Origin of the sequence: Maribacter sp. ACAM166 (assembly GCF_005771495.1) — a bacterium.
Taxonomy (GTDB): Bacteria; Bacteroidota; Bacteroidia; order Flavobacteriales; family Flavobacteriaceae; genus Maribacter.
On sequence record NZ_VAUW01000003.1, the window covers coordinates 136284 to 159641 of the forward strand.

Consider the following 23358-nt stretch of genomic DNA (forward strand, 5'->3'; position numbering starts at 1 on the left):
AGCAATGAATTATAAAGATTATTACAAAACATTGGGGGTTGCCAAAGATGCTTCTCAAAAGGATATTAAAAAAGCCTATCGAAAACTTGCGGCCAAATACCATCCCGATAAAAACCCGAACGATAACGCTGCCGAAGAGAAATTCAAGGAAGTAAACGAGGCGAATGAGGTTCTCAGTAATAAAGAAAAGCGGGAGAAGTATGATACGTTGGGGTCTAATTGGGAGGCGTATCAGAACACCGGCGACGATTGGCGTGAATATGCCGACCAAGCAAATCAAAGAGGGAGAAATACCCGCTACTATCAGGGGAATGCCTCCGATTTTTTCGGACAAGGCGGTGGGGCAGGCGGACAGGATTTTTCCAGTTTTTTTGAAACTTTTTTTGGTGGTAGGGGCGGTCAGACCTCGTTTTCAGGAGGCGACACCCAAGCAGAAATGCCCATTACCCTTTTGGAAGCGTATGAGGGCAGCAAGCGCACCTTTGAGATTCACAACGAAAAATTACGGATAACCATTAAAAAGGGCTCTTATGATAGGCAACAATTAAAAATAAAAGGAAAGGGACAGCTTGGTGTACAAGGGAGCAACAGGGGCGATTTGTATATCATTCTAAGGGTACAGCCAGACCCACGCTTTCAAAGAAGAGGCGATGATTTGATGTACGTTGCCCAAGTGGATCTGTATGCCGCTATTCTTGGCGGCAAGGTTGAAGTACCCACACTTATCGGAAAGGTAAATGTAACCGTGCCCAAAGGAAGCGAAACCGGTAAAACGCTAAGGCTTAGAGGTAAGGGAATGCCAAAATACAGCAGGCCAAGTACACATGGTGATCTGTTGGTCAAGCTCAATGTCAATTTGCCAAGGCAGCTTACCACCGAAGAAGAAAAATTATTTAAAAAATTACAGGATTTAAGGGAAAAAGAACCCGCAACTACAAATTAAAACATACTATTATGAATACGACAACAACAAATCCGAAAACGGAACTATTATTGGGCGCCGGCCTTGACGTGCTGCATTTTGAAAGTAGAGAATGGTTGAGCGACATCGCCTTTTATAAGGACGAAACTAGATTCTTTGCCGACCTACTCAAAAAAAAGAAAACAAAGGATGCAGCCCAATCGGCCTATAGTAAAATACTGGAAAACCTTGATGAAGTACATGCCGAACTCTTTGATTATCTGGCAGACGATATCGTAGCACATGAAAAACTATTGTCCCGCTTGGAGAAAGGCGAAAAAGGTTTGGCCGATGGGGATTATAGGGATAAGCATAGAGAGCTTAAAAAAAGAATGGAAACTTTTACCAGCGCTTTTCGTGAATTCAAAAAAATGGTTTTTGGGTACGCCAAAAAACTTTGAACCGTAAAAGCTGTCCCTAGAAAGTAAGTATCAAGAAATATGCTGGGGCTGGCCAAACAAAAAATAAAACACCTATGGAAATAGCAATTTACGCCAAAGCATATAGACCGGACAGCATTGATAATTTTATTGATTTCTATAATAGCCTACATATGCGTTACTTAGCGAGCGACCTGTTGAATGAGGGTCTAACGCCCAAACAGATCAGCGATGCTGTTGTCAGGGCTATTAACGTAGCAAAATCTTCGAGAATGAGCATACGTGAGCATTTTAAGCCTGTTTTTAGCAGTATCAATAACGAAATTATTAGTGATTGCAAACTATCACGATTAGGTTATTGCCTGGTTTTGATGAATGCAGAAACGAAACTTTCGGCGGTGGGCGATTTTCAGATAGATGTTTTAAAAAAGTATTTAGATACTACTTCTTGAGCTAGACAAAACTGCAAGAGTCCTATATCAGCCGAGTTTTACGGGGGTAAATATAATGAAGTTGGATAGGGCTCTTTTCAAGAAACTCTTTTTGCAGCTTTCTTGGAATAGATCCAAGCCCCAATGGCCAATACTAGATACAGGATTATGACGGCGAGAATTGCCCCTAAGATAACAAGATTGGTTTCTAAACCGCCGAGTACGTTTCCTGCCCCTGCGGCCAATACAAATTCTTTGTTTTTGATGATTTCTTCCGTTGGTATCCGGATTAACGCTCCCATCGATATCGTTTCTCTATATGGCTCGTAGCATGTAAATTATAAAATTATTTTCGGATGAAGCACGGGCGAATTTTTAAATTTCTCTTATTACCTTTTTTTATCAATAAGCCAAATTTAAAAATTTGACGAACTAGAAAATATACCTTAACTTAGATTAAGCAACTGTCTATCTATGAGATATATACGTTTTTTTTTACGTTTTTTTTTCGCAATGTAGCATTCAACAATTCGGAACTTCTCGCTTTAAATTTCCTTTACCTTTTACAAAAGACATATTAATTAAAATCCACCAATCTCTGTTAGATTTCTGATTCAAGCTTTCTGGTATTTTTCCAATTATTTTAAAGTCGGTAATTAAATTTTCATATAGTTCCTGAATATCTTTTTCTTCAATTTCTACTGTTAGACTTATTGCTATATCCGAAAACATAGTATGATTCACGATATAGCCACCGCAATTATCAATACAACTCTTTAATTTTTCAATTGAGTCAAATCTCGGTATATCGGTTAATATTTGCCAATTCGTTTTATTCTCCAAAGTTTTACTATTCATTTTAAAATATATACCTTTCTATTTAACGCCTCGATGATTTCAAAAGGCTGCAAGCCACTGGAAGTCGATGCCAATCGGGTCGCTTCGATAATTTTATCGATTTTTGGCTGCGGTACTTTTTTGCCGTTCATGGCCTTGGTGGCGTAGCGCCATTTTAGTTTTTCGAGCAGTTCCATAGTTGTTTTTTGGGATTTTTGTTGTTGTTTAATTTTAAGGATAAATTACTTGTTGTCAATCCGAGAGCTGCTTTTTTGTCATTCCGAGGCACGAGGAAGCCCATGCCATGCCGTCCCATAAAGAGATTCCTAGTGCACTTCAGCTGGCTCAGTAACCATCCGGAATGACAAAAAAGGAGGCAAGAGAACGTCACATAAGAGAAAACAATAGGAAGGCGTACAAATCGCAATTTGCCCATCTTCCTCTTATTATTTAGTTCAAAACTACGTTATGCGTACTCCGTATAGTATTGCACTTTGAGCTCATTCTTCACATGAAACACTCCAGGAGCGCGATATGCGGCAGTTTCGGCATCTTCCTTTTCTTTGATAGAATGTACCTTACCCTGTAGTGTAACCGTATGGCCGTCGGTCAGTACGGTAACCTTATTAGCATCGAGCTCTGCGGAGCGCTCAAAAGCATTTTTGATGCGTTCTTTTACCTCGTAAGGCTTCACATCTTGCTTTATACTGATCTTGTTGATAACGCTGCGCACCCCAAGTAAATTTTCAACGGCACGTTTGGCGGCTTTCCGCTGGTATTCCCACTTAACGTCTCCCGAAAGATATACCCAACCGTCTTCGACCTTGATAGTTACATCGTCTTTCGGTACGGCTGTATTCCATTCGAAGGCATCGACCACGGCCTTGGCGATCTCCTTGTCCGTTTTTTTGTAGTCGTCGCCGTATTTGACCTCGATATCCTCGGCTACTGCTTTAACGCCATCTACACTTTTTGCCGCTTTTTCGGCCGCGATTTTTTTGATATAATTGTTTACGGTTCCGCTTAGGGTAACAATGCCGTTTTCAACGCTAACGCCGATTTCGGTCTCGTCGATATTGGGCTGCCAAGCCAATTCATCCAGTACATTTTCTTTGATCTGTGCATCTGTTTTCATGATATTATAATTTTGGATTAAACAATTAATTACACCCTCAAAGATATTTGGGCGCAGGGCGTTTGAAAATGATGTGGGTCAGGGAGTACCGACTTTAACAGAAAAAAAGTTGCCCGAAACGCCATATTTCTGACAATCTTTTTTTTGAAATAATCTTGTATGAATCAGTACTTCGGTCTTATGCATATACAGATTCGAAGTCTACTTTCAGGTTGTTTTTTACATTATAGATGCCAGGGGCAAAATATGCTGCCCTTTGTGCATCTTCCTTTTCCTTAATGGAAGTTACCGTACCGGTCAAGGTAACGGTATCGCCATCGACGGCAACTTTTACTTTGTTCGAATCGATAGTTGCCGAACGTTTGAAGGCCTCAGAAATCCTGTTTTTGACATCTTTTGATTTCACGGTCGATTTTAGCTTGATGCTGTTGACCACCCCTCGAACACCGATCAAATTCTGTACGGCACCTTTTGCGGCACGTTTTTGATAGTCCCAATTGACTTCGCCGGATAGATAGACCCAACCATCCTCAACTTTTATCATGACCTTGTCATCGGGGATCGAAGTATCCCATTTGATAGCATTTACTGCGGCTTTGGCGATTTCGGTATCGTTGGGTTTGTAGGAAACGCCGTAAACAACCTCGATATCTTCGGCAACGGCCTTTACGCCCTGTACTCTTTTTGCGGCCTTTTCGACTGCAAGTTTTTTGGCGTAGGTATTTACCGTACCCGAAAGGGTTACTACGCCTTTATCGACCGTAACCCCGATTTTGGTCTCGTCGATACTAGGTTCCCAAGACAATTCGTCCTGTACATCGATTTTGATTTTTGAATCTGTTTTCATGATACTAAATTTTTGGGTTAAACTTTGTTTTAAATTCGACTTAAAAGTAATAGCGTATTAGAGCGTTGAAAATGATGTTCATCATTCACGGGAATTTTAAGTGTTAAATCTTACGATAAAAAAAGCCCGCCCCGCTATGAATTAATTATCGGGGCGGGCCATTGAAGAATTATTTTTACCAATTATTTAAGCTTATGCCGAGGTATATTTACTTTAAGTTCGTTTTTAACGTTATAAACTCCAGGAGCCCTATAGGCTGCGGTTTCTGCATCCTCTTTATCTTTAAGGGAATTTACCTTTCCCTTTAAGGTAACTGTATAACCATCGGTAGATATAGCGATACCATTAATATCTATACCAACTGAGATTTCAAAAGAATTCTTGATTTTATCACGTACCTCATCGAGTTTAATCGTATTATGTAGAAGGCTAATGTTGTTGAGGACATTTTTAACTCCAAGTAAATTTTCGACCGCTTGTCTTGCGCCGTTTCTTTGATAGCCCCATTCCACTTCTCCGTTAAGATAAACCCAACCATCTTCTACTTTAACCGTTAGATTTTCCTCAGGTACGGAGGCGTTCCATTCAAGGGCATCTACAACAGCCTTTGCGATTTCCTTGTCTGTTTTTTTATACGCATGGCCACGTTTCACTTCAATATTCTCGGCAACCGCCTTTACGCCGTCTACACTTTTTACAGCTTTTTCTGCGGCTATTTTTTTTGAATAATTGTTTACCGTCCCACTTAAGTTCACGATACCGTCCTTTACAGTCACACCGATCTCGGTCTCGTCGATATTGGGTTGCCATGCCAATTCATCCAAAACGTCTTGTTTGATTTGTGCATCTGTTTTCATAAGTAAATATATTATTGTCATTCCCACCCTTAGTCAAAGCTTTCGATAAACTCGACCAAAATCTTTTAGGGTAAACATTATTTAATATTTAAAGGTACTATCGCCACAAGCCTATAAAAATGATGTACATCAGTCCTATGATTTTTAACATAAATAATTGGATTTATGAGAATTCGAAAGAATAAAAACCCGCCCCCGATTTTAAGTCCATCAAGGTCGGGCAGGCTTCATAAGCAATTTTATTTCAAGCTACGCATAGGCGGAAGCATATTGAACTTTTCGTTCATCTTTAACATCCTAAACACCAGGAGCCCCATATGCAGCGGTATCGGCATCCTCTTTTTCCTTTAAGAAATTTACCTTGCCTTTTAAGGTAACTGTATGTTCAACCGTGGATATAGTGGTGTTATTGGCATCAAGATCGGCGGAACGCTCAAAGGCGTTCTTGATTTTTTCCGTACCTCAAGCTTTTACATCTTGCTTGATTTTAAGGCTGTTGATGACCCCCTTCACACCGAGCAGATTCTCCACAACGTGTTTAGCGGCTTTCCGCTGGTATTCCCAGCTAACATCTCCCGAAAGATAGATCCAACCGTCTTCGACCTTGATGGTTATATCCTCTTTAGGTACAGCGGTGTTCCATTCAAACGTATCGCATATAGCCTTGGCAATTTCCTGGTCCGTTTTCTTATAGTCATCCCCGTATTTGACCTCATATTATCATCCAATGCTTGGGCAATGGCGGTAAAATGTTGTGTGGGGTTCGAATCGGACATTTTTTCTTTGGAGGAATAGAATATGATATAATCGCCCTTTTTATTTCGTTGTAAAGCTGCTTTTTACCCTTGACTGACCTGCATAATATTCAAATCCTTGGCTTTCAGCAGATGGTCTTATGAGATGGTCGCTATTCAATATTTTGTGTTTTCCATTTTGTTCTATTAATATATATGTTGTGCATATCGGTTATAATTATGTATGCTCCTAATATTCGCCATATTCACAGCCACCCAAAGAACCTTCCAGCTCATCAATAAGCTTAAACTCCTTAGCTTCCTTTTTATATAATTTCACTATTCCTTCGGCATATCCACCATTTCTCAATTTAGTGTGCTTTATAGGGCCATTTGGGGATTCATAGGTTATGAAGAGCATTTTAGATTTGTCACATTTGAATTTAACATCGATTTTGAACTTTCGATTTTCGGAAACTACCGTCCAGTACAAGTATTGGGCATCTTCGTGTATACTGAATTGCTGATGGGATCTTTTCCAAAATTTGGAAAAATTGAATTCAATAAATTCCCCTTTGTAATAGAATGCAGTCAAGATCTTTCGCCGAAGAGGAATACCGAATATCTTTGGACAGCCGCCGCCCACATCTAAACTGGCATCAATTTTAGTGTCGGTCAATTTTGAAGTAAAGTTATTACAGTTCAGCCAGATCCAAGGGTTGGTATACTCTTTGCCCCAATTTTTATCTTGATAGCCATACGAAGTTTCGGGATGGACAATATACTTTTCTTCGTTAAAAACAATCTCGCCCTTATATTTGCATTTCATGCCCTGTACGTGCCAGTACATTTCAAATAGACCCATTAGGTTGAACAACCATGAAGTACCGTAACCCATATCGAATTGCACCTCTTTTTCAACCTTCAGATCCCATTTTAGGGAACCATAACCGCTCATAAATTCGGGTAAAACGTCTTGTTCTTTTTCGGAAACGGTTACCGAGCCGAACAAGTAGGAATCGGTAAGTTCATTAGATCCTATTTTACAATTGAGGTCATTCGAAGAGGCATAGAAATCCGAAATATCATAAAAATTGTGCAACTGTACCTTATCCTCTCCCCAAGTGCCGACCTTTAACATGGCATAACACGGCTTTTTCTTAGTGTTTTTGTTTTCTTTTTGTTGTCCCCAAATAATCTTACCATTCCATAGAGCAGGATTTATCACATAATATTCAATAAAGAAAGGTTTCAATTTACCGGTTTCGGCATGTGTTGCAACAAACGAGTGCCACCACCAATTGTACCCGTTCTTTTTAGAAAACCGGGTTAAACTATATCCGTTTTTGCTCATAACTTCAAAAATGTTTACATCATCAAATGAATGCCAATATTGGTTTTGGGGATATTAGATCTAAAATCTGGTATGGTATTTCATTGCCAATCAACCTCTGAAATAATTGGTTTCGGTACGGCAACTAAAAAATAGATAATGACCAGCACCGTCATGATAAAAGTAATGATAAACCTATAGTACCGAAAGAGAAGATGCGAAGTCGATTATCGAAAAGTTTAGCATGCTATATTTCAACTATTGTTTTTGACATCAGAGCTTTCCAGTAGCTATAACTTTATTTAGTATTTAAAACGATTTGCTCGTATTCGTTTTTAAAGCTGTGCATCATTTTTAGGTCAAATGCCAAAAACAACCGAAAAGCTCCTGCGACTACAAATGTCATACCTGTTACGTACGAAGTGTTTAAGCCGTCGTTTATGGAATTATGCAGTAACAAAAAGAAAAAGTTCACAATGCCCGATGCAAGGAGAAGAAGCCATATCCAATCAAGTTTTCCAAAAAGTCTTGCTCGGTACGAAAACCCAACGGCGACAATACCCCTAAAAAGCAACCAAATGCCCATATAAAAAGGTAAAAACGAGAGAATTGCTTCGGGGTAGGCCAATAGCAAAAACGCTATTACCAAATCTAGAATGCCGGCCAACAAACAACCTTCCCTGTTCATTGCGTTCGTTCTATTCCGCACAAAGAAAACTATCTCCGATATTCCTGAAATAAAAATGAAAATACCCGATATTATGTATAATGCGAGGTAACTTTCAAAGGGGACGGCAAATGCCAAAAAGCCAGCTAAAATGTAAAGTACTCCTGGTAAAATCAAAATTTGCCAGCTTCTTAACCCGTTTTGGGTATTATTATGGATATGTTCTAAACCCTTCTTTTTCATGATTTCAAGGTTATTTCAATAATCGATGCCGAAAGTAGTAGGCCGATTTTGGTTGCAAAATAATATTGGTCAGCTCTCCTTTGTATTTGTCATTTCGGCATCTCCCCTTTTCCTTCGACTTCGCTCAGAATGACAAGGGGAGAACCTATTTTTTCAACCTTCTAAACTATTATTCCACATTGTTCTTAAAAAGATCTTTAAGGGCGGTACCGAGTTCGTCCATATCGTGTTTGAATTCGCGCTCAAAAGACTTTTCTTTTTCTTTGGCTTCATCGTTAAACTCGATCAGGTTTTCTTTGAACCGATGCCCGCGTTCGGCCAACTTTTCTTTTAGTGCTTTGTTCTTTTGTTCCAATTTGTCGAGTTCCGCGCTTAATTTTTCACGGTCTTTTTTGGCGGACTTGGCAATCTTTTCCCGAAGTTCTTTGATCTGCGTTTCGGTATTGAGAATAATTTTTTCCGATTCGCTTTGGAATTTTTTCCAATTCGTCTCTAAATAGGCACGGTTCTCCTCACGGGCATCCTTTGCGGCCTGTTTTATGTCTTCTGTTGCTTCGCCCATATTTTCCTTGGCCGATTTCATGTCCTTTTTCGAGGCTTCGCCACAAGCGGCGAACATTAAGGTAACCAGTAGGCCTGCCAACATCGATATTCTTTGTGTTGTTTTCATTTTTTAATATTTAGGATTCATTTCAATATGTCTGACTCTGCCAATTTGCCTATTTCCTCGTCCAGTTCCCAAAGGGTTTCAGATGCTTCGCCGAAGGTTTTTAGCCTATACAAAAGGGTTTAGATCAAGTCAAAACTATGAAGATGGTTTCGGGTCGAAAATGATGTAGGTCAGGAAGCCGAAAAAAGGGTAAGAATTTGAAGTATGCTTCGATTTATCGGGAAATCAAAATATACAGTACCCCGATAATGATAACGCCGGCAAAGGCGACTATCAATAGCTAAAACGTAAAGGTAGCGGTTAAAGTACCCAGTACAAATCCTAAAATAGTAGCGATAGGAAAGGTGCGTATGCCCGCAAAGCCTTTATCATACTCCCGCTCCAAACCCAATATCAGGCCGATGCCCATAATGATCAGTACGCCCAAAAGATAGGGATCCAAGATTTCACTAAGGGTCTAGTCGAATTGCATGCTAGTCGTTAGTTAGAATTGGTTGTTTTTGAATATGGAAATAACCACCAAAAAGCCCAAAATTGCTGAAAGTACAAACCCGATGGCACCTAATAGGGGGACACCGTTGACCAAAGGCGGCATTTTGGCGATAACCAAAATGGAGGAGCCGATGGAAAGGGCCGCAATAATAACTGCAAAAACAAGTCGGTTAGTGGCCTTGCTCAACGCCGTTTGAAATTCTTTAAGACCTTTATGCTCATGGACGACGACGAGTTTGCCATCCTTTATTTTTTTGAGGATAGTGTTGAGATCATCGGGAAGCGAATCGACCAGCGTACTGAAATCTTGCAACCTCGCCAAGTTCTTTTTGAACAACCGCTTTAACCCGAAACGTTTACGGGTCAATTTGGCCATATACGGTTTTAGGTTGTCGGTAATGTTGAATTCGGGGTCTAGCCGGAGTCCAACGCCCTCCATGATGATCAGGGCGCGTATCAATAAATACAAGTTATGCGGAAGTATGATATTGTTTCCGTACAAAATGCTTTTGAACTGCGTTAAAGTAGCGCCCAGTTTGATGTTTTGGATGGAGGTATCACTGATGCCCTGGACCAAGGCGTTTAAATCTTGTTCTAATTTTTTGTAGTCGGGAATGTCTGTTTTTTCGGCAATATCCTCTAAAATGGGAATCAGTTTTTTGATATCCTTTCTTGTAAAATGGAGCAGTAGGTCGCCCAACAGTTCCTTGTCCTTGGGCAACAGAGTGCCCATCATTCCGAAGTCGAGAAAACAGAGTTGGTCGCGATCGGTTAGTACGAACAGATTCCCCGGATGCGGGTCGGCATGAAAAAAGCCATGTTCCAAAACCTGTTCCAGATAAAGGTCAACGCCTACTTTGGCGACGGTCGTGCAATCGATATTCAATGCCTTTAACCTATCGATTTCTGATATTTTGATGCCCTCGATATATTCCATGCAGATCAGTTTGTCCGTGGAAAGCTCACGGTACACTTTTGGAACGTAAATGGATCCGTTGCCCTCAAAATTATGGGCAAACCGTTCGATATGGTCTATTTCCTTTAAAAATTGAAGCTCTTCATGTATGCTCTGCTCGAACGATTCTACGATACGCATCGGCTGGAATGCCTTGGCCTGTATGCTGTGTTTTTCAAGGCTGCCCGCTATTTGTTTCATCACGGCAATATCGGCCTCGATGGTTTCCGTGATATTTGGCCTTTGGATTTTCAGCGCGACAATTTCGCCATTTTGCAATTGTGCCTTATGGACTTGTGCCAAGGAAGCTGCGGCCAAAGGTTCAAGCTCGATGGAGCGAAAATGGTCTTCCATTTTGATGTTCAGTTCGCTTTCAATCGCTTTTTGCACATCGAAGTTTTGCAAATGGGGCACATGATCTTGCAGTTTTTCCAGTTCTTTGATAAGCCCGGGGGGAAGCATATCTTCGCGATTGCTAAAGATCTGCCCCAATTTCACATAGCTCGGCCCAAGTTCCTCCAAGACCATGCGGATGCGCTCGAATTTAGAAAAAGAAATGTTCCTGTCCGTATTAGGATGTTTTTTTAGATAGCTGGCGGGCAGCACTTTTCTGAGTCCACTTTGAGCCACAACGTCCTCAAAACCATATTTGGCCAGTACGCTGAACAACTTGTTGTATCGTTTGAGTTCCCGCTTTTTTGGGAGGTTGATGCCGAGCATGTTTTATTGTTGATATTTTCAATTTTAATGGCTCCTCCCTTTTTTAAAGGGAGGTGGGGTCCGCTTGCGGAGCCGGAGGGATTATTTCGCAAACTTGCTCAGGTACAGCTTTACCGCACGAAATTATGGGTCAAGTATTGTGTCAGCAAGTTCGCGGGTCAAACTCCCCTTTCTCCACAAGAGCATTCATTCCCCCCCCTTTATCCAAAGAGGGGAGCAAAAAAGAAGCTTTTTAAACCTTTTCAATCCAGTTCTAGCCTTACATATACTTGCTCAAAAACCGAAAGAAATCCTTTTTTAAATCCGCATAGATTTCGCGCTGTTTTTCCATTTTGTGTCGGAATTCCAAATGCTGTTTGGCGAAATTACGGTCGATGACATCTTCGTTCTTTTTGCTGTGTTCGGCCATATCGGTCTCGTGCACGTTGATTTCGTGTTGCAAAGTGTCGATGACCTCGCCGTGCAGGATGAACTCGTTTTGGTAATGCTCCAACTGGGCGAGTACATTTTTGTCCGTCCACCGTTTGACCAGCTCTGCCAATCGGTTTTTGAACGATTTCAGTTCGTCTTCCCAAAAGGCCAATTCGCTGCGCCATTGTTTGTGTTCAAAATGCAGGTCTTCGTTGTAGAGTACCTCGGCGATTTTTTTCTGTGTTTTTTCCATGATATATTTGTTTTTATAGTTTAAATTTTTGAATTGTCATTCATCCCTTTCTTGTTTGTCATTCTACAACCGTTGAAATTCCTCCTTTGGGGGTTCGGGGGCTTTCGCGTTTCCCTAAAATCTTCTCTAGATCCTCTTTTTCGACTACTTCCTGTTTTAAGAGCAACTGCGCCAATTTTTCGAGTTCAACCTTATGTTGGATCAAAAGGTTTTTAGTGCGTTCATAGGCGGTGGTAATAAGATCTTGAACTTGTTTGTCGATTTTTTTAGCCATGTCCTCGCTGTAGGGTTTGCCCAGCATACGTTCGTTGTCTCCAGAGGAATCGTAGAAACTGATGGGGCCGATTTCTTCGTCCAGTCCGTAATAGGAAACCATGGTATAGGCTTGTTTGGTCACTTTCTCTAAATCGTCCAAGGCACCGGAGGAAGGCTCCCCAAAAATAATGTCCTCGGCGACGCGCCCGCCCAACGACGCACAGATTTGGTCCATAAACTGTGATTTGGTCACGATCTGCCTTTCTTCGGGCAAATACCAGGCGGCACCTAGAGATTTCCCTCGCGGAATGATGGATACCTTGACCAATGAATCTACATTTTTAAGATACCAGCTGGCCACTGCATGACCTGCTTCGTGGTGTGCCACGATTTCTTTTTCCTTGGGCGAGATAATCTTGCTCTTGCGTTCCAGACCGCCGATAACGCGGTCGCGCGCTTCCATAAAATCAGATTGTTCCACTTCCTTCTTTTTCTTGCGTGCGGCGATCAGGGCGGCCTCGTTGCAGATATTGGCAATATCTGCTCCTGAAAAACCTGGGCTCAGTTTCGCCAATAGTTCCACATCGACATTTTTTGAAAGTTTTAGCGGGCGAAGATGGACCCCGAAAATCTCTTGACGTTCCTCTTTGGTGGGAAGCTCCAGATAAATATGGCGATCGAAACGGCCTGGGCGCAACAATGCCTTATCGAGTACGTCGGGACGGTTGGTGGCCGCCAATACGATGACCCCCGTGTTGGCACCGAAGCCATCGAGTTCGGTCAATAATTGGTTCAATGTACTTTCTCGTTCGTCGTTGGCCTGAAAGGCGTTGACCTTGCCCCGAGAACGCCCGACCGCATCGATCTCGTCGATAAAAATGATACTCGGTGCTTTTTCTTTGGCTTTTTTAAAGAGGTCGCGTACCCTTGAAGCTCCCACGCCCACGAACATTTCCACAAATTCCGATCCCGAAATCGAGAAAAAGGGCACTTGTGCTTCCCCCGCAACCGCCCTGGCCATTAAGGTCTTTCCCGTTCCGGGAGGGCCTACCAATAAAACACCTTTGGGGATTTTGGCCCCCAATTTGGTATAGGTTTCCGGATTTTTCAGGAAATCGACCACCTCCATGACCTCGGTTTTGGCTTCTTTCAATCCTGCAATATCCTTAAACGATGCGGAGCTTTTTGTTCCTTTTTCCGAAATCTTGGGCGTTGACTTCCCGAAATTGAAAAGTGGATTTCCGCCCGTGCCGCCACCGCCCATTCTGCGTAGCATGTACATCCAGAAAAAAATGATAATGCCCAAGGGCAGTAGCCATGACAATAGACTGATCCAACTGGTGCGGTTCTGATACTGCACGTCGACTTTTTCCGTCGATTGAAAGCCTGCCTGTGCACGTTGCAGTTTGTCCTCAAAGGTTTCTACCGACCCGATGGTCATGCTGTACTGGGGTGCTTCCGCCGAACGAAACAACTTTTCGCTGACCTCTTTGTGCTTGGTGTCGCTCAGGTGTTCTTTTTTGATGTAGATCTCGGCGACTTCCTTGTTGATGACCACGATTTTCGAGACTTCCCGTTGTACCAAAAGGGAATCCTGCAAGAACGACCAAGTGACTTCCTTGGTATTTGCAGCGGGATTGGAAAAGATGGAAAACCACAATATAATCCCGAACAACAAAAAATAGAACCAATTGAAACCATACCCACCAAAGGGCCGTTTTGGTTCTTCGTTTACCGAGGGGTCGGGTTTTTCCTTTTTGTTTTTATACGATGGCTGTTTCATTTTTTTCAAGTACTGCGAATTGATCTAAGGCCTCCATGGCCTCACAACCATACACTACCGAAGGGCCACCGCCCATGAGTACGGCCACGCCGATGGTCTCCAAAATCTCTTCTGAACTGGCACCGGCCGTTAACGAATCGTGTACGTGAAAGGCGATACAACCATCGCAGCGTACAGTTATGGCAATGCCCAATGCGATAAGTTCCTTGGTCTTTGACGAGAGGCTCCCTTTGTCGGTACTGGCCCTATGCAGATCGGTAAAACCTTTCATGGTACCGGGGATGCGGGTGCCCAATTTTTTCATGGCCCGTGTGAGGTCGTTGTAGTTTTTTGAATAGTCGCGTATCATTGTTAGCTAAATTTTAGGTTCGACTTTTTAGTGCCGTGGAAGATGGCCCATAGCGTTACGCCAAAGCTATTTGATGCGGATGGGTTTCAAAATGATTTAAATCATTACACATGAAATCGTTTTGGTTTTATTTCGCGTAAGTTTTTTGCGTGAGGGATTGCAGCGGTTACCCCGCAGGACTTTTGAGCCATTTTCGGATCTAAAGGCGGAGGAGTATGAGTGGAAAGCCCGACCCTTGTGGTCACGCCCTTATTCAAGAAATAATAGTGAATTCTAACCTTTACATTTTTGAACCATGCTGGGAGATTTAACAAGTTCACAAATAGAAACACTTTTACACAGCGAGGTAATCGGCCGTATCGGTTGCCATGCAGATGGGATGACCTATGTTGTGCCGATGACCTATGCCTATGACGGCGAATACGTTTATGGACATACGAAGGAGGGAATTAAGATCAACATGATGCGCAAAAATGGCAAGGTCTGTTTTGAGGTCGATGTGATGGAGAATATGAGCAATTGGCGCAGTATAATCGCTCAAGGACTATTCGAGGAACTGAAAGACCCCAAAGCCCGTAGGGCGGGCATGCAAAAACTCATCGACAGGGTATTACCCTTGATGACGGGCGAAACAACCGTAAGCCACTCGATGACGGACGGGCATGGTAAATATATCGAGGCGATGAAAGGGGTGGTGTACCGAATAAAACTAACCGAGAAAACCGGACGGTTCGAAAAGCGGTAAGTCTGGGGGTTTTCATGGGTTGTTACTTGGCCTAAGGTTTTCTTTAGGCAAATTTCACCTATCATACACTTTTATTTATTGAAAAAAATGTGATGGTAATGATGCAGGTCATTTTCAATTTACCGTGGTCGCTTTTATTTTGTTGTTCAAATACAAAGTGATGGAAAACAGAAATTTACTTAAATCTTTAGTGCTATTTATTTTGACAATGCTAGTGATGTTGTTGGCAAGCTGTGGCCCAATGGTCATTACTTCCCGACCCAACAATCCGCCGCCGCCTTGGTTTTACCCGAATCGGGTAGAGGTGGTGCGCTATGTTTATTTTCCCGAATTCAGTATCTATTATGATCTTTCTGCAAGAACGTACCTGTATTTGGACGGGGGCGTTTGGGTGCGCCGTAATGTGCTTCCACCGAGATATAGAAGTATCGATTTTAGTAGAAGCCGCTACCGAAGGGTGCCAAACTATAACGATGACAACATACGGCGATACCACGAGGAGAATAATGTCAATAGGGGCAGGAGTAACAGGACTACGCCTAGAAGCAACAGAAATACGAATAGAAAAAATAATTAATTACGGTTGAATTAACTCAAAGGTCATGAGAACAATAAGAACAAAAATCGGCATACTATTGATGGCTCTGGTATCCGTTTCGATTACGTCGTGTAAAGATGTAAACGGGCTACCCGAAAATAGCGATAATGAGCGCTTGCAGTTATATGCCGAGGAAACAAGTAATGAAAAAACGTCAAAGAATGACATAACAGAAGGCAAAGGTGGCCCTGTAGATTTTACCGAAACCGCCAAAAAGGTTTTGGATGCCGTGGTGCATATCAGGTCTACTCAGACTAGCCCTAACGAAAATACTGATAATCAACTGCGCGAACTGCCCGAATTTTTCAGGGATTTTTTCGGGGATCGTTTTCAAACGCCCGAGAATATACCCCAACAACAGATGTACGGCTCTGGTTCGGGGGTCATTATCGACTCCGATAAGGGTTATATCGTGACCAATAACCATGTAATCAATAATGCCACGGAATTAGAGGTTACCCTACATGATAACGAAACCTACAACGCAACGGTAATCGGTACCGACCCCACTACCGATATTGCCTTGTTGCAGATCAAGGGCGACAATCTAAAAGCCTTGTCATTTGTGGATTCCGATGATGTGGAGATCGGGGAATGGGTATTGGCCGTAGGAAACCCATATAGCCTTTACTCCACGGTTACAGCCGGTATCATAAGTGCGAAGGCACGTAATATAAATATCAATCCTGAGAAATTTGCGGTCGAAAGTTTTATACAGACCGATGCGGCTATAAATCCCGGCAATAGTGGTGGTGCACTGGTAAACCTTGACGGTCAAATTATCGGAATCAACTCGGCCATCGCCAGTAGAACGGGTAGCTATACTGGTTATGGGTTCGCCGTACCCAGCAATATCGTTACCAAGGTGGTAGCCGATCTATTAAAATACGGCAGTGTACAACGTGGTATGCTGGGTGTCACAATAAGAACCATGAACGGTGGTTTGGCCAAAGAAAAGAATATGGATTTCGTCAAAGGGGTCTGGATCGAAAACGTTGGCGAAGATAGTGCGGCCGAGAAGGCGGGGATCAAAGCTGGCGATATTATTATCAAGGTGGGCGATAGCAGGGTAAGTACTTCCCCAAGATTACAAGAGATCATTGCCCAGCACAGACCGGGCGACAAATTATCGATTATCGTGAACCGAAAAGGAACCGAAAAGGAATTTCAGGTCATTCTTGAAAACGTAAAGGGCACTACCGACATTACGAAAAAAGAAAATGTGGAAATGCTCAATTATCTGGGAGCCGATTTTGAAACGCTGGATATGGAAACCGCCAAAAAGTTGAATTTGGATGGTGGTGTCAAAGTCATTAACCTGTATCCGGGCCTGCTGCGCCAAAGTACCCAAATGCGCCCGGGTTATATCATTACCCATATCGATGGAAAAAAAGTGAGTAATATAAAGGAATTGGTAGCTCTATTAGAAAAGAAAAAAGGAGGCGTAATGCTCGAAGGTGTATATGAAGATATGCCCGGAAAACAATATTATGCCTTTGGGCTAGGGTCTTGAGTCATGCTACCCCAGAAAGAAGAAATCATTTAAAAAGATTAAAAAAGAATGAATACGGCAAAGTATGCATTTTTAAATCAGTTCCGCTCAGGGTTGATGGAGTTCAGCGGGGGATTGAAGGATTGACTATTGGTTGTACTCCTTGAAAAAACAATCCGATAAAGCAAGGAAGTTAATTTTTAGGCAAACTGTTTTTCTAAATATTATAGTTATGAAGAAGTATTTATTGACATTAGTATTCGTCATTTCGACAACGGGTCTTCAAGCCCAAAAAAATGCGGAACAACAAGAAGTAAAAGTAGGAGATGTATTGCAAATTGGAAAACCCAAGGCCTTGCAATACAAATATATCGATTTTCCCAGACCAAACTTTATCATTAAACGTGGCGGTTTGGCGAATTATGATAGGGTCTTTGGAAATAGGGTAGTGGTTACTTCCGTCAAGCAAAAAAAAGATGGCACCATTAAGGTAAGGTTAAAGCGTGCTGATGGAGGCCGATTTTTTGGGAGCCATTCACAAGTGGCAGCAAATTTCCGAGAAGCCTTGAAATCAGGCGAACTACGCACTTTATAGCTCACAGAGGGCACCATTAGAATTTTGACTTTGCATGCGGCCTAGTGGTTTCTTAGATTTTAATAATATCGGTAGGGGTTTCCACTAAAATGGTAATATCTCCTCTCAAGGCAATGGGCTGTTTCATGATTTCAGGATTGTGCCGTATCATTTTTATCCAATCCCTTTCAGAAAAATCATGATGTTCGAAACGCGATTTATACGAGGGGTGTTCTTGATTTACCAAGTCTTTGATTTCAATATTTAATCGACCCGCAAGTTCAGCTATTTGGGTTCCTGTTAATGGTGTTTTTAGTATGTCTATTTCTTGTATTGCCACCCCCTCTGCTTTAGCATAGGCCAAGGTTTGTTTTGCCCTTGTTGATTTTGAGCTATAGAACAATGTTATTTGTCTATCTGATGTAGCGATTTCTCCCATGATGTGTATTTTAAATATGCTAATTATTTAATTCTAAATGATACGGGTAATTTGTTTTCTATTTCAGCATACGGGTTATCCATTTTTCTTTACTTTTTGTATGAGGGCTATATTTTAAATTAAGTTCAAACCCAGTAGGTTTATCTAAAATGCTTTTATAATGGGAGAACGTTCGAAAGCCAAACTTTCCGTGATACGCTCCCATACCACTTTGGCCCACACCACCAAAAGGTAAATTGTTATTTGAAAAATGCATCAGAGCATCATTGACGGCACCTCCGCCGAAAGAGATTTCTCTCAAAATTTTATTTGTGGTTGGCTTGTCATTTGAAAAAACGTAACAAGCTAGGGGTTTTGGCCTGGTCTTGATTTGAGAAATCACGTTATCAAGGTCGTCATATTCAATAATGGGTAAAATAGGGCCGAATATTTCTTCTTCCATGATTTCGTCTTCAAAAGAAATCTCGGTCATTAGGGTCGGGGCGATGTATCTATTTTCTAGATTATAGTCGCCACCATAGTAGATTTTGTCGGTATCCAATAAATTAATTAACCGTTCCGTATTTCTTTTGTTGATGATTTGCACATAGTTGCCATTTTCAATCGAAAAATCCGACTTTTCTATTTCTGCTAAAGCTGATTTAAGGAACTCTGATTTTCTCGATTTGTGTACCAAAACATAATCCGGGGCAATACAAATCTGGCCCGCATTAAGAAATTTGGACCAAATCAATCTTTTAACTCCCATTTTCAGATTACAATTCTCGGAAAAGATGGCAGGACTTTTTCCACCCAGTTCAAGAGTTACAGGAGTGAGATTTTTGGCTGCAGCCCGATATACGATTTTCCCGACTTTAGGACTTCCGGTAAAAAATATCTTATCGAATTCTTGCTCAAGTAATTCTGTAGTTTCTGGAATACCTCCTTCTATTACTTTGAAAAAGGAAGCATCAAAATTTTCATTGATTAACTCAGCCATGATATAACTGGTATTCGCTGGCAACTCGCTAGGTTTGAGCACGACCGTATTCCCTGCGGCAATTGCAGAAATTACAGGAGCAAGAGACAGTAAATAGGGATAGTTCCACGCACCAATAACCAGTACAACACCCAAAGGTTCGGGTATGACATAGCTTGATGCGGGAAAATTGGCAACATTCGTTTTTACCTTCTTAGTTTTCGCCCATTTTTCGACCTTTTTGCAAGCCTCATTGATCTCTTGATACAATGGCGCAAGTTCGGACATACTATTTTCGAAGGCCGATTTTTTAAAATCCGCATAAATCGCCTCATGCAATCTGTCTTCGTTCGCCTTCAGTATTTTTTTTAGCTTTTTTAATTGACCGATTCTGAATTGAATATCCTTAGTCGCGTTGCTACTAAAAAAAGTACGTTGTAAATCAATTAACGATTCCATGTTTATAGTTTCATTATTCAGCTCCCTTTAGGAATTACTTTTATGCGTCTCCACATGATTTTCCAATAAAGCCTTTAAACTTTCCAAGTACTCCTGCATTACTTTTTTATCCATATGCGGATGCTGTTTGACGGGCAATGTCATAGGGTTTTCATCCAATGAACGATAGAGTTCAGGGTAATTGGTTTCAATGTTAGTTGTGATTTCTGTTATCTCTCTCAGTACGTTATGTAAATCTTTCATAAGGGTTTATTTTAATTGATTTCACTCATATCTCAAGGCATCGATAGGATTTAATTTTGCCGCTTTTCGTGCAGGAAAATATCCGAAGGCAACGCCTACCAAGGCCGAAAACCCAAAACCGATTAATATCGAATAAACAGCGGTAGGGATAAAAAAATCGGTTGCTTTATAGATGATTTGATTTCCGATAATCCCAAAGACAATACCTAGAAGACCACCAACCAAACTCAAGACGATGGCTTCGATCAGAAATTGGGTCAAAATATCGCTTTCCCTAGCACCAATGGCCAGTCGCGTACCGATTTCACGGGTTCGTTCGGTAACGGAGACCAACATAATATTCATAATGCCAATACCCCCAACTATCAATGAAATACTGGCAACGGCACCTAATAAAATGGTAAGAATACCTGTAATGTTTCCTGTAATTTCCTGAAGCTCTATTTGTGTGGTAATTTCAAAATCATCTTCGTCCCCAGCCTTGATCTTATGCGATTCGCGCAACAGTTCAGTAGCTTCTATTTTTGCATCAGCGATGTGGTCTTCGCTCAATGCACTAGCCATAATCAGATTATATCCTCTTTGGTGGCCGAACAATCTGTTTTGGATCGTGGTATAGGGAGCAACGACAATATCATCCATATCCTGACCCATACCTCCTGTTCCTTCCTCTTTCAATAGACCTACTACGGTAAAAGGTACTTTATCTATTCGTATCTGTCTGCCAACCGGGTCTTGTCCAGGGAAAAGTTCTTCCCGTATCGTTTCGCCGATAACACAGTACTTTTTAGCTGTTTTTACATCTTCTTCCGTAAAGAAGCTCCCTAGTTCTATCTCTCTGCTCGTAATATAAAAATAGTCATAGGAAACCCCATAGACCGTTGTGGACATATAACCATTAGGGCCAATAGCTTGTGCTCCAATAGCTACCAAAGGGGAAAGTTGTGGCATCCAAACAGAATTTTTCTGTAACATATCAAAGTCCTTCTTATCTATAGGTCGTCCCATTCTCACATTGATGCCTGCCTTATGTTCCGACTTGGTCTGTATCATCAATAGGTTAGTTCCCAAGCCCGATATTTGATTTTGAACTTGCAATGTTGCTCCCTCTCCTGCCGAAATGGTCATGATTACGGCTCCAACTCCAATGATGATGCCGAGCATCGTCAATAGGCTCCGTGTCCGGTTCTTATTGATGGACTGGAAGGCAACTTTGAATATTTTTAAAAATCGTTTCATAGTTTTCTTGCCTTAAGGTGTTACCGGTTTTTCCAGTTCTTTGAGCGCAAATTCCTTGGTACTCCTATCTTCAATAATCTTATCTGAAATGATTCGTCCATCCCTCAAGTAGATCATACGCTTGGCGAATTGGGCAATTTCAGGCTCATGGGTAATCATGACGATGGTCTTTCCCTTATTGTTCAACTGCACAAAAAGGTCTGCGATGTCGATACTGGACTTGCTATCCAGATTTCCTGTGGGTTCATCGGCAAGAATAAGAGCCGGATTGTTGACCAAAGCCCTGGCAATGGCTACCCGTTGTTGTTGTCCACCGGAAAGTTCATTGGTCTTATGGTATATTCTATCTGCCAGACCAACCTGTTCCAATGCTTTTTTAGCAAGTTCTTTGGTATTTGAAAATTGCCCTGTTCTATCATAGATCAAGGGCAGTTCCACATTTTCTAGGGCTGTGGTGCGGGACAATAGATTATAGCTCTGAAAAATAAAGCCTATCTTCTGATTTCGAACATCCGCCAATTTATTTTTGTCCAATTCATTCACTCGCACATCATCTAAGTTATATTCGCCAGAGGTAGGTCGATCCAAACAACCAATAATATGGAGTAAGGTTGATTTACCCGAACCTGATGCTCCCATGATGGCAACGAATTCCCCTTCTTCGATGACCATGTCCACATCGGTAAGCGCATGCACCTCGATCTCCCCGTTTTTGAATATGCGGCTCAGTTTTTTGGTTTCTATGACTTTTTTTGAAGGCATACTCTTATTTTTTGGATTTAATACCGTTGATGGCCTTACTACCTTCAGATAGGTCTGAACCATCCAAAAAACGTTTTATCTCTGATTGCAGTCCGGTTTTGATTCCGATTTCTACAAATTTGAAATCCAATTTTCCCTGTTCATTTTGATAAAAGAAACCATCGATGTTGCGGGGCAGATTTTTCTTGTAGTTTATTGGGGTGTATAACTCTTCGCTGTTAATACCGCTATTAAACTTTGCCTGTAACGAATCTGGAAGCATTGCTGCGGCCTTCTCTTCCAAAACTGGTTTAATCTCTTCGAGCATGACCTCATTGGGTCTAAAGCGCAATGCCGAATTATTGATCAGCAGTACGTCTTTCGCTATGGCCGTAATGAACTCAAGGTTTGCGGTCATTCCTGGTAATAGCAGTCCCTTTTTATTGTCAACATCCACCACTACCTGATAATTGACCACATTGTTAATCTCGATGGGTTGCAACCGTATTTGACTTACCACCCCGTAAAATTTTTTTTCAGGATACGTCTGTACGGTAAAGCGAACTTGCATGCTATCTTTTATATAGCCAATGTCGCTTTCATCCATATCCGCCAAGATCTGCATTTTTGAGAGGTCTTCGGCGATAATGAACATGGTAGGGGTAGCAAAGGATGCGGCTACCGTTTGGCCCTCCTCGACGCTGCGCTCGATTACGGTACCATTGATAGGCGAGGTAATGTGGGCATACCCCATACTGACCTGTATATTTTTTACTGCCGCCGCGGCCGCTTTTTTAGCGCTAAGTGCCTGATTGTAGGCGTATTTGGAGTTGGTGTACTCTTTGTTTGAAATGACACTCTTTTCATATAAGGTTTGATTGCGTTCATACTCGTCTTTGGCCTGATATAATTGTGCTTCGCTGACCGCTAAATTGGCCTGTGCACTATTTAAATTGGTGTTCAATAGTTTTAAATCCATCTCGGCCAAAACCTGCCCGGCGTGTACCCTGTCGTTATAGTCCACATATATTTTTATGATGGTTCCTGAGATTTGGGTACCTATCTCCACCGTATTGATTGCTTCCACGGTGCCGGTGCTAGATACATCGGCCTCGATATTCCCTTTTTCGAGAGCGGTATAGGTAAAATCAAGTTTTTTGGTATTTAGTTTTGGTTTTAGGATCAAGTAACCCACTACGGCCAGTACCAGAATCCCTAAAATGATCCATGTTGATTTTTTCATTGGTCTCTACTTTTGTTCTAGCAATTTCATTTAAGAGTTCAAAATTATAGCGAAGTAATGGTTTCTAGAATGATATAAATCAGGGGAGGGATGGCAAGTGCAAAAGAGAATATTCAAGAATTGATTTGTAGTGATGAACAAGCTGCTATAAAAGAAATTAACGAACCATCGGTAGTACCGCGTTTGCAGATACCATTATAGGTTACTTGTCATATATCCCCCGCATCCCGCGAAACGCAACAACTTCGTCCCTTTCTACAATATTTGGGCGATACCAAACCATTATCAGGCCCTACAGCTCCTGCGGAAGTAAT

General features: G+C 41.7%; 28 protein-coding genes and 1 pseudogene. 7 read left to right on the forward strand and 22 right to left on the reverse strand.

The annotated features are described in order from the left end of the window. Positions 1-4 precede the first annotated feature (4 nt). The 3 genes from ES765_RS03365 to ES765_RS03375 all read left to right on the forward strand — a co-directional run bounded on the left by ES765_RS03365 (position 5) and on the right by ES765_RS03375 (position 1793). Positions 5-943 carry a DnaJ C-terminal domain-containing protein gene (locus ES765_RS03365; RefSeq protein WP_138111185.1) on the forward strand — a complete coding sequence of 313 codons (939 nt, stop codon included), beginning with the start codon at positions 5-7 and terminating at the stop codon, positions 941-943. A gap of 11 nt (positions 944-954) precedes the next feature. Continuing rightward, a complete protein-coding gene (locus tag ES765_RS03370; protein ID WP_138111186.1) occupies positions 955-1362 on the forward strand; it encodes a hypothetical protein in 408 nt (135 codons plus the stop codon). A gap of 74 nt (positions 1363-1436) precedes the next feature. Further along, positions 1437-1793: a hypothetical protein gene (locus tag ES765_RS03375; protein WP_138111187.1), complete on the forward strand. Its 357-nt coding sequence runs from the start codon at positions 1437-1439 to the stop codon at positions 1791-1793. A gap of 77 nt (positions 1794-1870) precedes the next feature. On the opposite strand, the gene ES765_RS22010 is transcribed toward ES765_RS03375, so the two are convergent. From ES765_RS22010 to ES765_RS03450, 16 genes and pseudogenes are all read right to left on the reverse strand, one after another. Continuing rightward, positions 1871-2074, reverse strand: a complete 204-nt coding sequence (locus ES765_RS22010) for a hypothetical protein (RefSeq protein WP_212744202.1) — start codon at positions 2072-2074, stop codon at positions 1871-1873. Between the two features lie 220 nt (positions 2075-2294). Then, positions 2295-2630 (reverse strand): hypothetical protein, encoded by a 336-nt coding sequence (locus ES765_RS03385; RefSeq protein ID WP_138111188.1) that lies wholly within the window; start codon positions 2628-2630, stop codon positions 2295-2297. 11 nt (positions 2631-2641) lie between these two features. After that, positions 2642-2806 (reverse strand): annotated as a pseudogene (locus ES765_RS03390) (nitroreductase family protein); the annotation flags it as partial. 269 nt (positions 2807-3075) lie between these two features. Next, positions 3076-3744, reverse strand: coding sequence for a BON domain-containing protein (locus ES765_RS03395; RefSeq protein ID WP_138111189.1), 669 nt, complete (start codon positions 3742-3744; stop codon positions 3076-3078). Positions 3745-3922: 178 nt separating this feature from the next. Beyond that, on the reverse strand, positions 3923-4591 hold the full coding sequence (locus ES765_RS03400; protein WP_138111190.1) for a BON domain-containing protein: 669 nt from the start codon (positions 4589-4591) through the stop codon (positions 3923-3925). A gap of 182 nt (positions 4592-4773) precedes the next feature. Next, positions 4774-5448: a BON domain-containing protein gene (locus ES765_RS03405; RefSeq protein ID WP_138111191.1), complete on the reverse strand. Its 675-nt coding sequence runs from the start codon at positions 5446-5448 to the stop codon at positions 4774-4776. Positions 5449-5745: 297 nt separating this feature from the next. Further along, the gene (locus ES765_RS22830; RefSeq protein ID WP_410504321.1) at positions 5746-5898 is read right to left on the reverse strand and encodes a hypothetical protein; all 153 of its coding nucleotides are present in this window, start codon (positions 5896-5898) and stop codon (positions 5746-5748) included. A gap of 12 nt (positions 5899-5910) precedes the next feature. Beyond that, positions 5911-6120, reverse strand: coding sequence for a BON domain-containing protein (locus ES765_RS22835; RefSeq protein ID WP_138111395.1), 210 nt, complete (start codon positions 6118-6120; stop codon positions 5911-5913). 312 nt (positions 6121-6432) lie between these two features. Further along, complete coding sequence (locus ES765_RS03415; RefSeq protein WP_138111192.1) at positions 6433-7536, reverse strand: tocopherol cyclase family protein; 1104 nt, start codon at positions 7534-7536, stop codon at positions 6433-6435. A gap of 277 nt (positions 7537-7813) precedes the next feature. Next, positions 7814-8425 carry an HdeD family acid-resistance protein gene (locus ES765_RS03420; protein ID WP_138111193.1) on the reverse strand — a complete coding sequence of 204 codons (612 nt, stop codon included), beginning with the start codon at positions 8423-8425 and terminating at the stop codon, positions 7814-7816. Between the two features lie 169 nt (positions 8426-8594). Next, a complete protein-coding gene (locus tag ES765_RS03425; RefSeq protein WP_138111194.1) occupies positions 8595-9095 on the reverse strand; it encodes a hypothetical protein in 501 nt (166 codons plus the stop codon). 280 nt (positions 9096-9375) lie between these two features. Then, positions 9376-9537 (reverse strand): MgtC/SapB family protein, encoded by a 162-nt coding sequence (locus ES765_RS03430; protein ID WP_171017213.1) that lies wholly within the window; start codon positions 9535-9537, stop codon positions 9376-9378. A 42-nt stretch (positions 9538-9579) separates the two neighbouring features. Then, complete coding sequence (locus tag ES765_RS03435) at positions 9580-11262, reverse strand: ABC1 kinase family protein (RefSeq protein ID WP_138111195.1); 1683 nt, start codon at positions 11260-11262, stop codon at positions 9580-9582. A gap of 259 nt (positions 11263-11521) precedes the next feature. Next, positions 11522-11926: a hypothetical protein gene (locus ES765_RS03440; protein ID WP_138111196.1), complete on the reverse strand. Its 405-nt coding sequence runs from the start codon at positions 11924-11926 to the stop codon at positions 11522-11524. 58 nt (positions 11927-11984) lie between these two features. Then, complete coding sequence (gene ftsH / locus ES765_RS03445) at positions 11985-13964, reverse strand: ATP-dependent zinc metalloprotease FtsH (RefSeq protein ID WP_138111399.1); 1980 nt, start codon at positions 13962-13964, stop codon at positions 11985-11987. Continuing rightward, positions 13945-14313, reverse strand: coding sequence for a carboxymuconolactone decarboxylase family protein (locus ES765_RS03450; protein ID WP_138111197.1), 369 nt, complete (start codon positions 14311-14313; stop codon positions 13945-13947). Before ES765_RS03450 ends, ftsH begins: the two co-directional genes overlap by 20 nt. 295 nt (positions 14314-14608) lie before the next feature. Between ES765_RS03450 and ES765_RS03455 the strand changes: the two genes are divergently transcribed. The 4 genes from ES765_RS03455 (at position 14609) to ES765_RS03470 (ending at position 17743) form a co-directional block, all read left to right on the forward strand. Further along, positions 14609-15058 (forward strand): pyridoxamine 5'-phosphate oxidase family protein, encoded by a 450-nt coding sequence (locus ES765_RS03455; protein ID WP_138111198.1) that lies wholly within the window; start codon positions 14609-14611, stop codon positions 15056-15058. Between the two features lie 160 nt (positions 15059-15218). Further along, positions 15219-15635 (forward strand): hypothetical protein, encoded by a 417-nt coding sequence (locus ES765_RS03460; protein WP_138111199.1) that lies wholly within the window; start codon positions 15219-15221, stop codon positions 15633-15635. A gap of 25 nt (positions 15636-15660) precedes the next feature. Continuing rightward, positions 15661-17169, forward strand: a complete 1509-nt coding sequence (locus tag ES765_RS03465; RefSeq protein WP_138111200.1) for a Do family serine endopeptidase — start codon at positions 15661-15663, stop codon at positions 17167-17169. 211 nt (positions 17170-17380) lie between these two features. After that, positions 17381-17743, forward strand: coding sequence for a hypothetical protein (locus ES765_RS03470; RefSeq protein WP_138111201.1), 363 nt, complete (start codon positions 17381-17383; stop codon positions 17741-17743). Between the two features lie 52 nt (positions 17744-17795). On the opposite strand, the gene ES765_RS03475 is transcribed toward ES765_RS03470, so the two are convergent. Genes ES765_RS03475 through ES765_RS03500 form a run of 6 tightly spaced genes read right to left on the reverse strand, consistent with a single transcriptional unit; the run spans position 17796 to position 23044 of the window. Further along, positions 17796-18161 (reverse strand): arsenate reductase family protein, encoded by a 366-nt coding sequence (locus tag ES765_RS03475; protein WP_138111202.1) that lies wholly within the window; start codon positions 18159-18161, stop codon positions 17796-17798. A 58-nt stretch (positions 18162-18219) separates the two neighbouring features. Then, entirely contained in the window at positions 18220-19578 is a 1359-nt protein-coding gene (locus ES765_RS03480; RefSeq protein WP_138111203.1) for an aldehyde dehydrogenase, read from the reverse strand. Between the two features lie 27 nt (positions 19579-19605). Continuing rightward, positions 19606-19821 carry a hypothetical protein gene (locus ES765_RS03485; RefSeq protein ID WP_138111204.1) on the reverse strand — a complete coding sequence of 72 codons (216 nt, stop codon included), beginning with the start codon at positions 19819-19821 and terminating at the stop codon, positions 19606-19608. A 21-nt stretch (positions 19822-19842) separates the two neighbouring features. Further along, positions 19843-21060 (reverse strand): ABC transporter permease, encoded by a 1218-nt coding sequence (locus ES765_RS03490; RefSeq protein ID WP_138111205.1) that lies wholly within the window; start codon positions 21058-21060, stop codon positions 19843-19845. Positions 21061-21072: 12 nt separating this feature from the next. Further along, positions 21073-21822, reverse strand: a complete 750-nt coding sequence (locus ES765_RS03495; protein WP_138111206.1) for an ABC transporter ATP-binding protein — start codon at positions 21820-21822, stop codon at positions 21073-21075. A gap of 4 nt (positions 21823-21826) precedes the next feature. Beyond that, positions 21827-23044, reverse strand: coding sequence for an efflux RND transporter periplasmic adaptor subunit (locus tag ES765_RS03500; RefSeq protein ID WP_138111207.1), 1218 nt, complete (start codon positions 23042-23044; stop codon positions 21827-21829). Between the last annotated feature and the right edge of the window lie 314 nt (positions 23045-23358).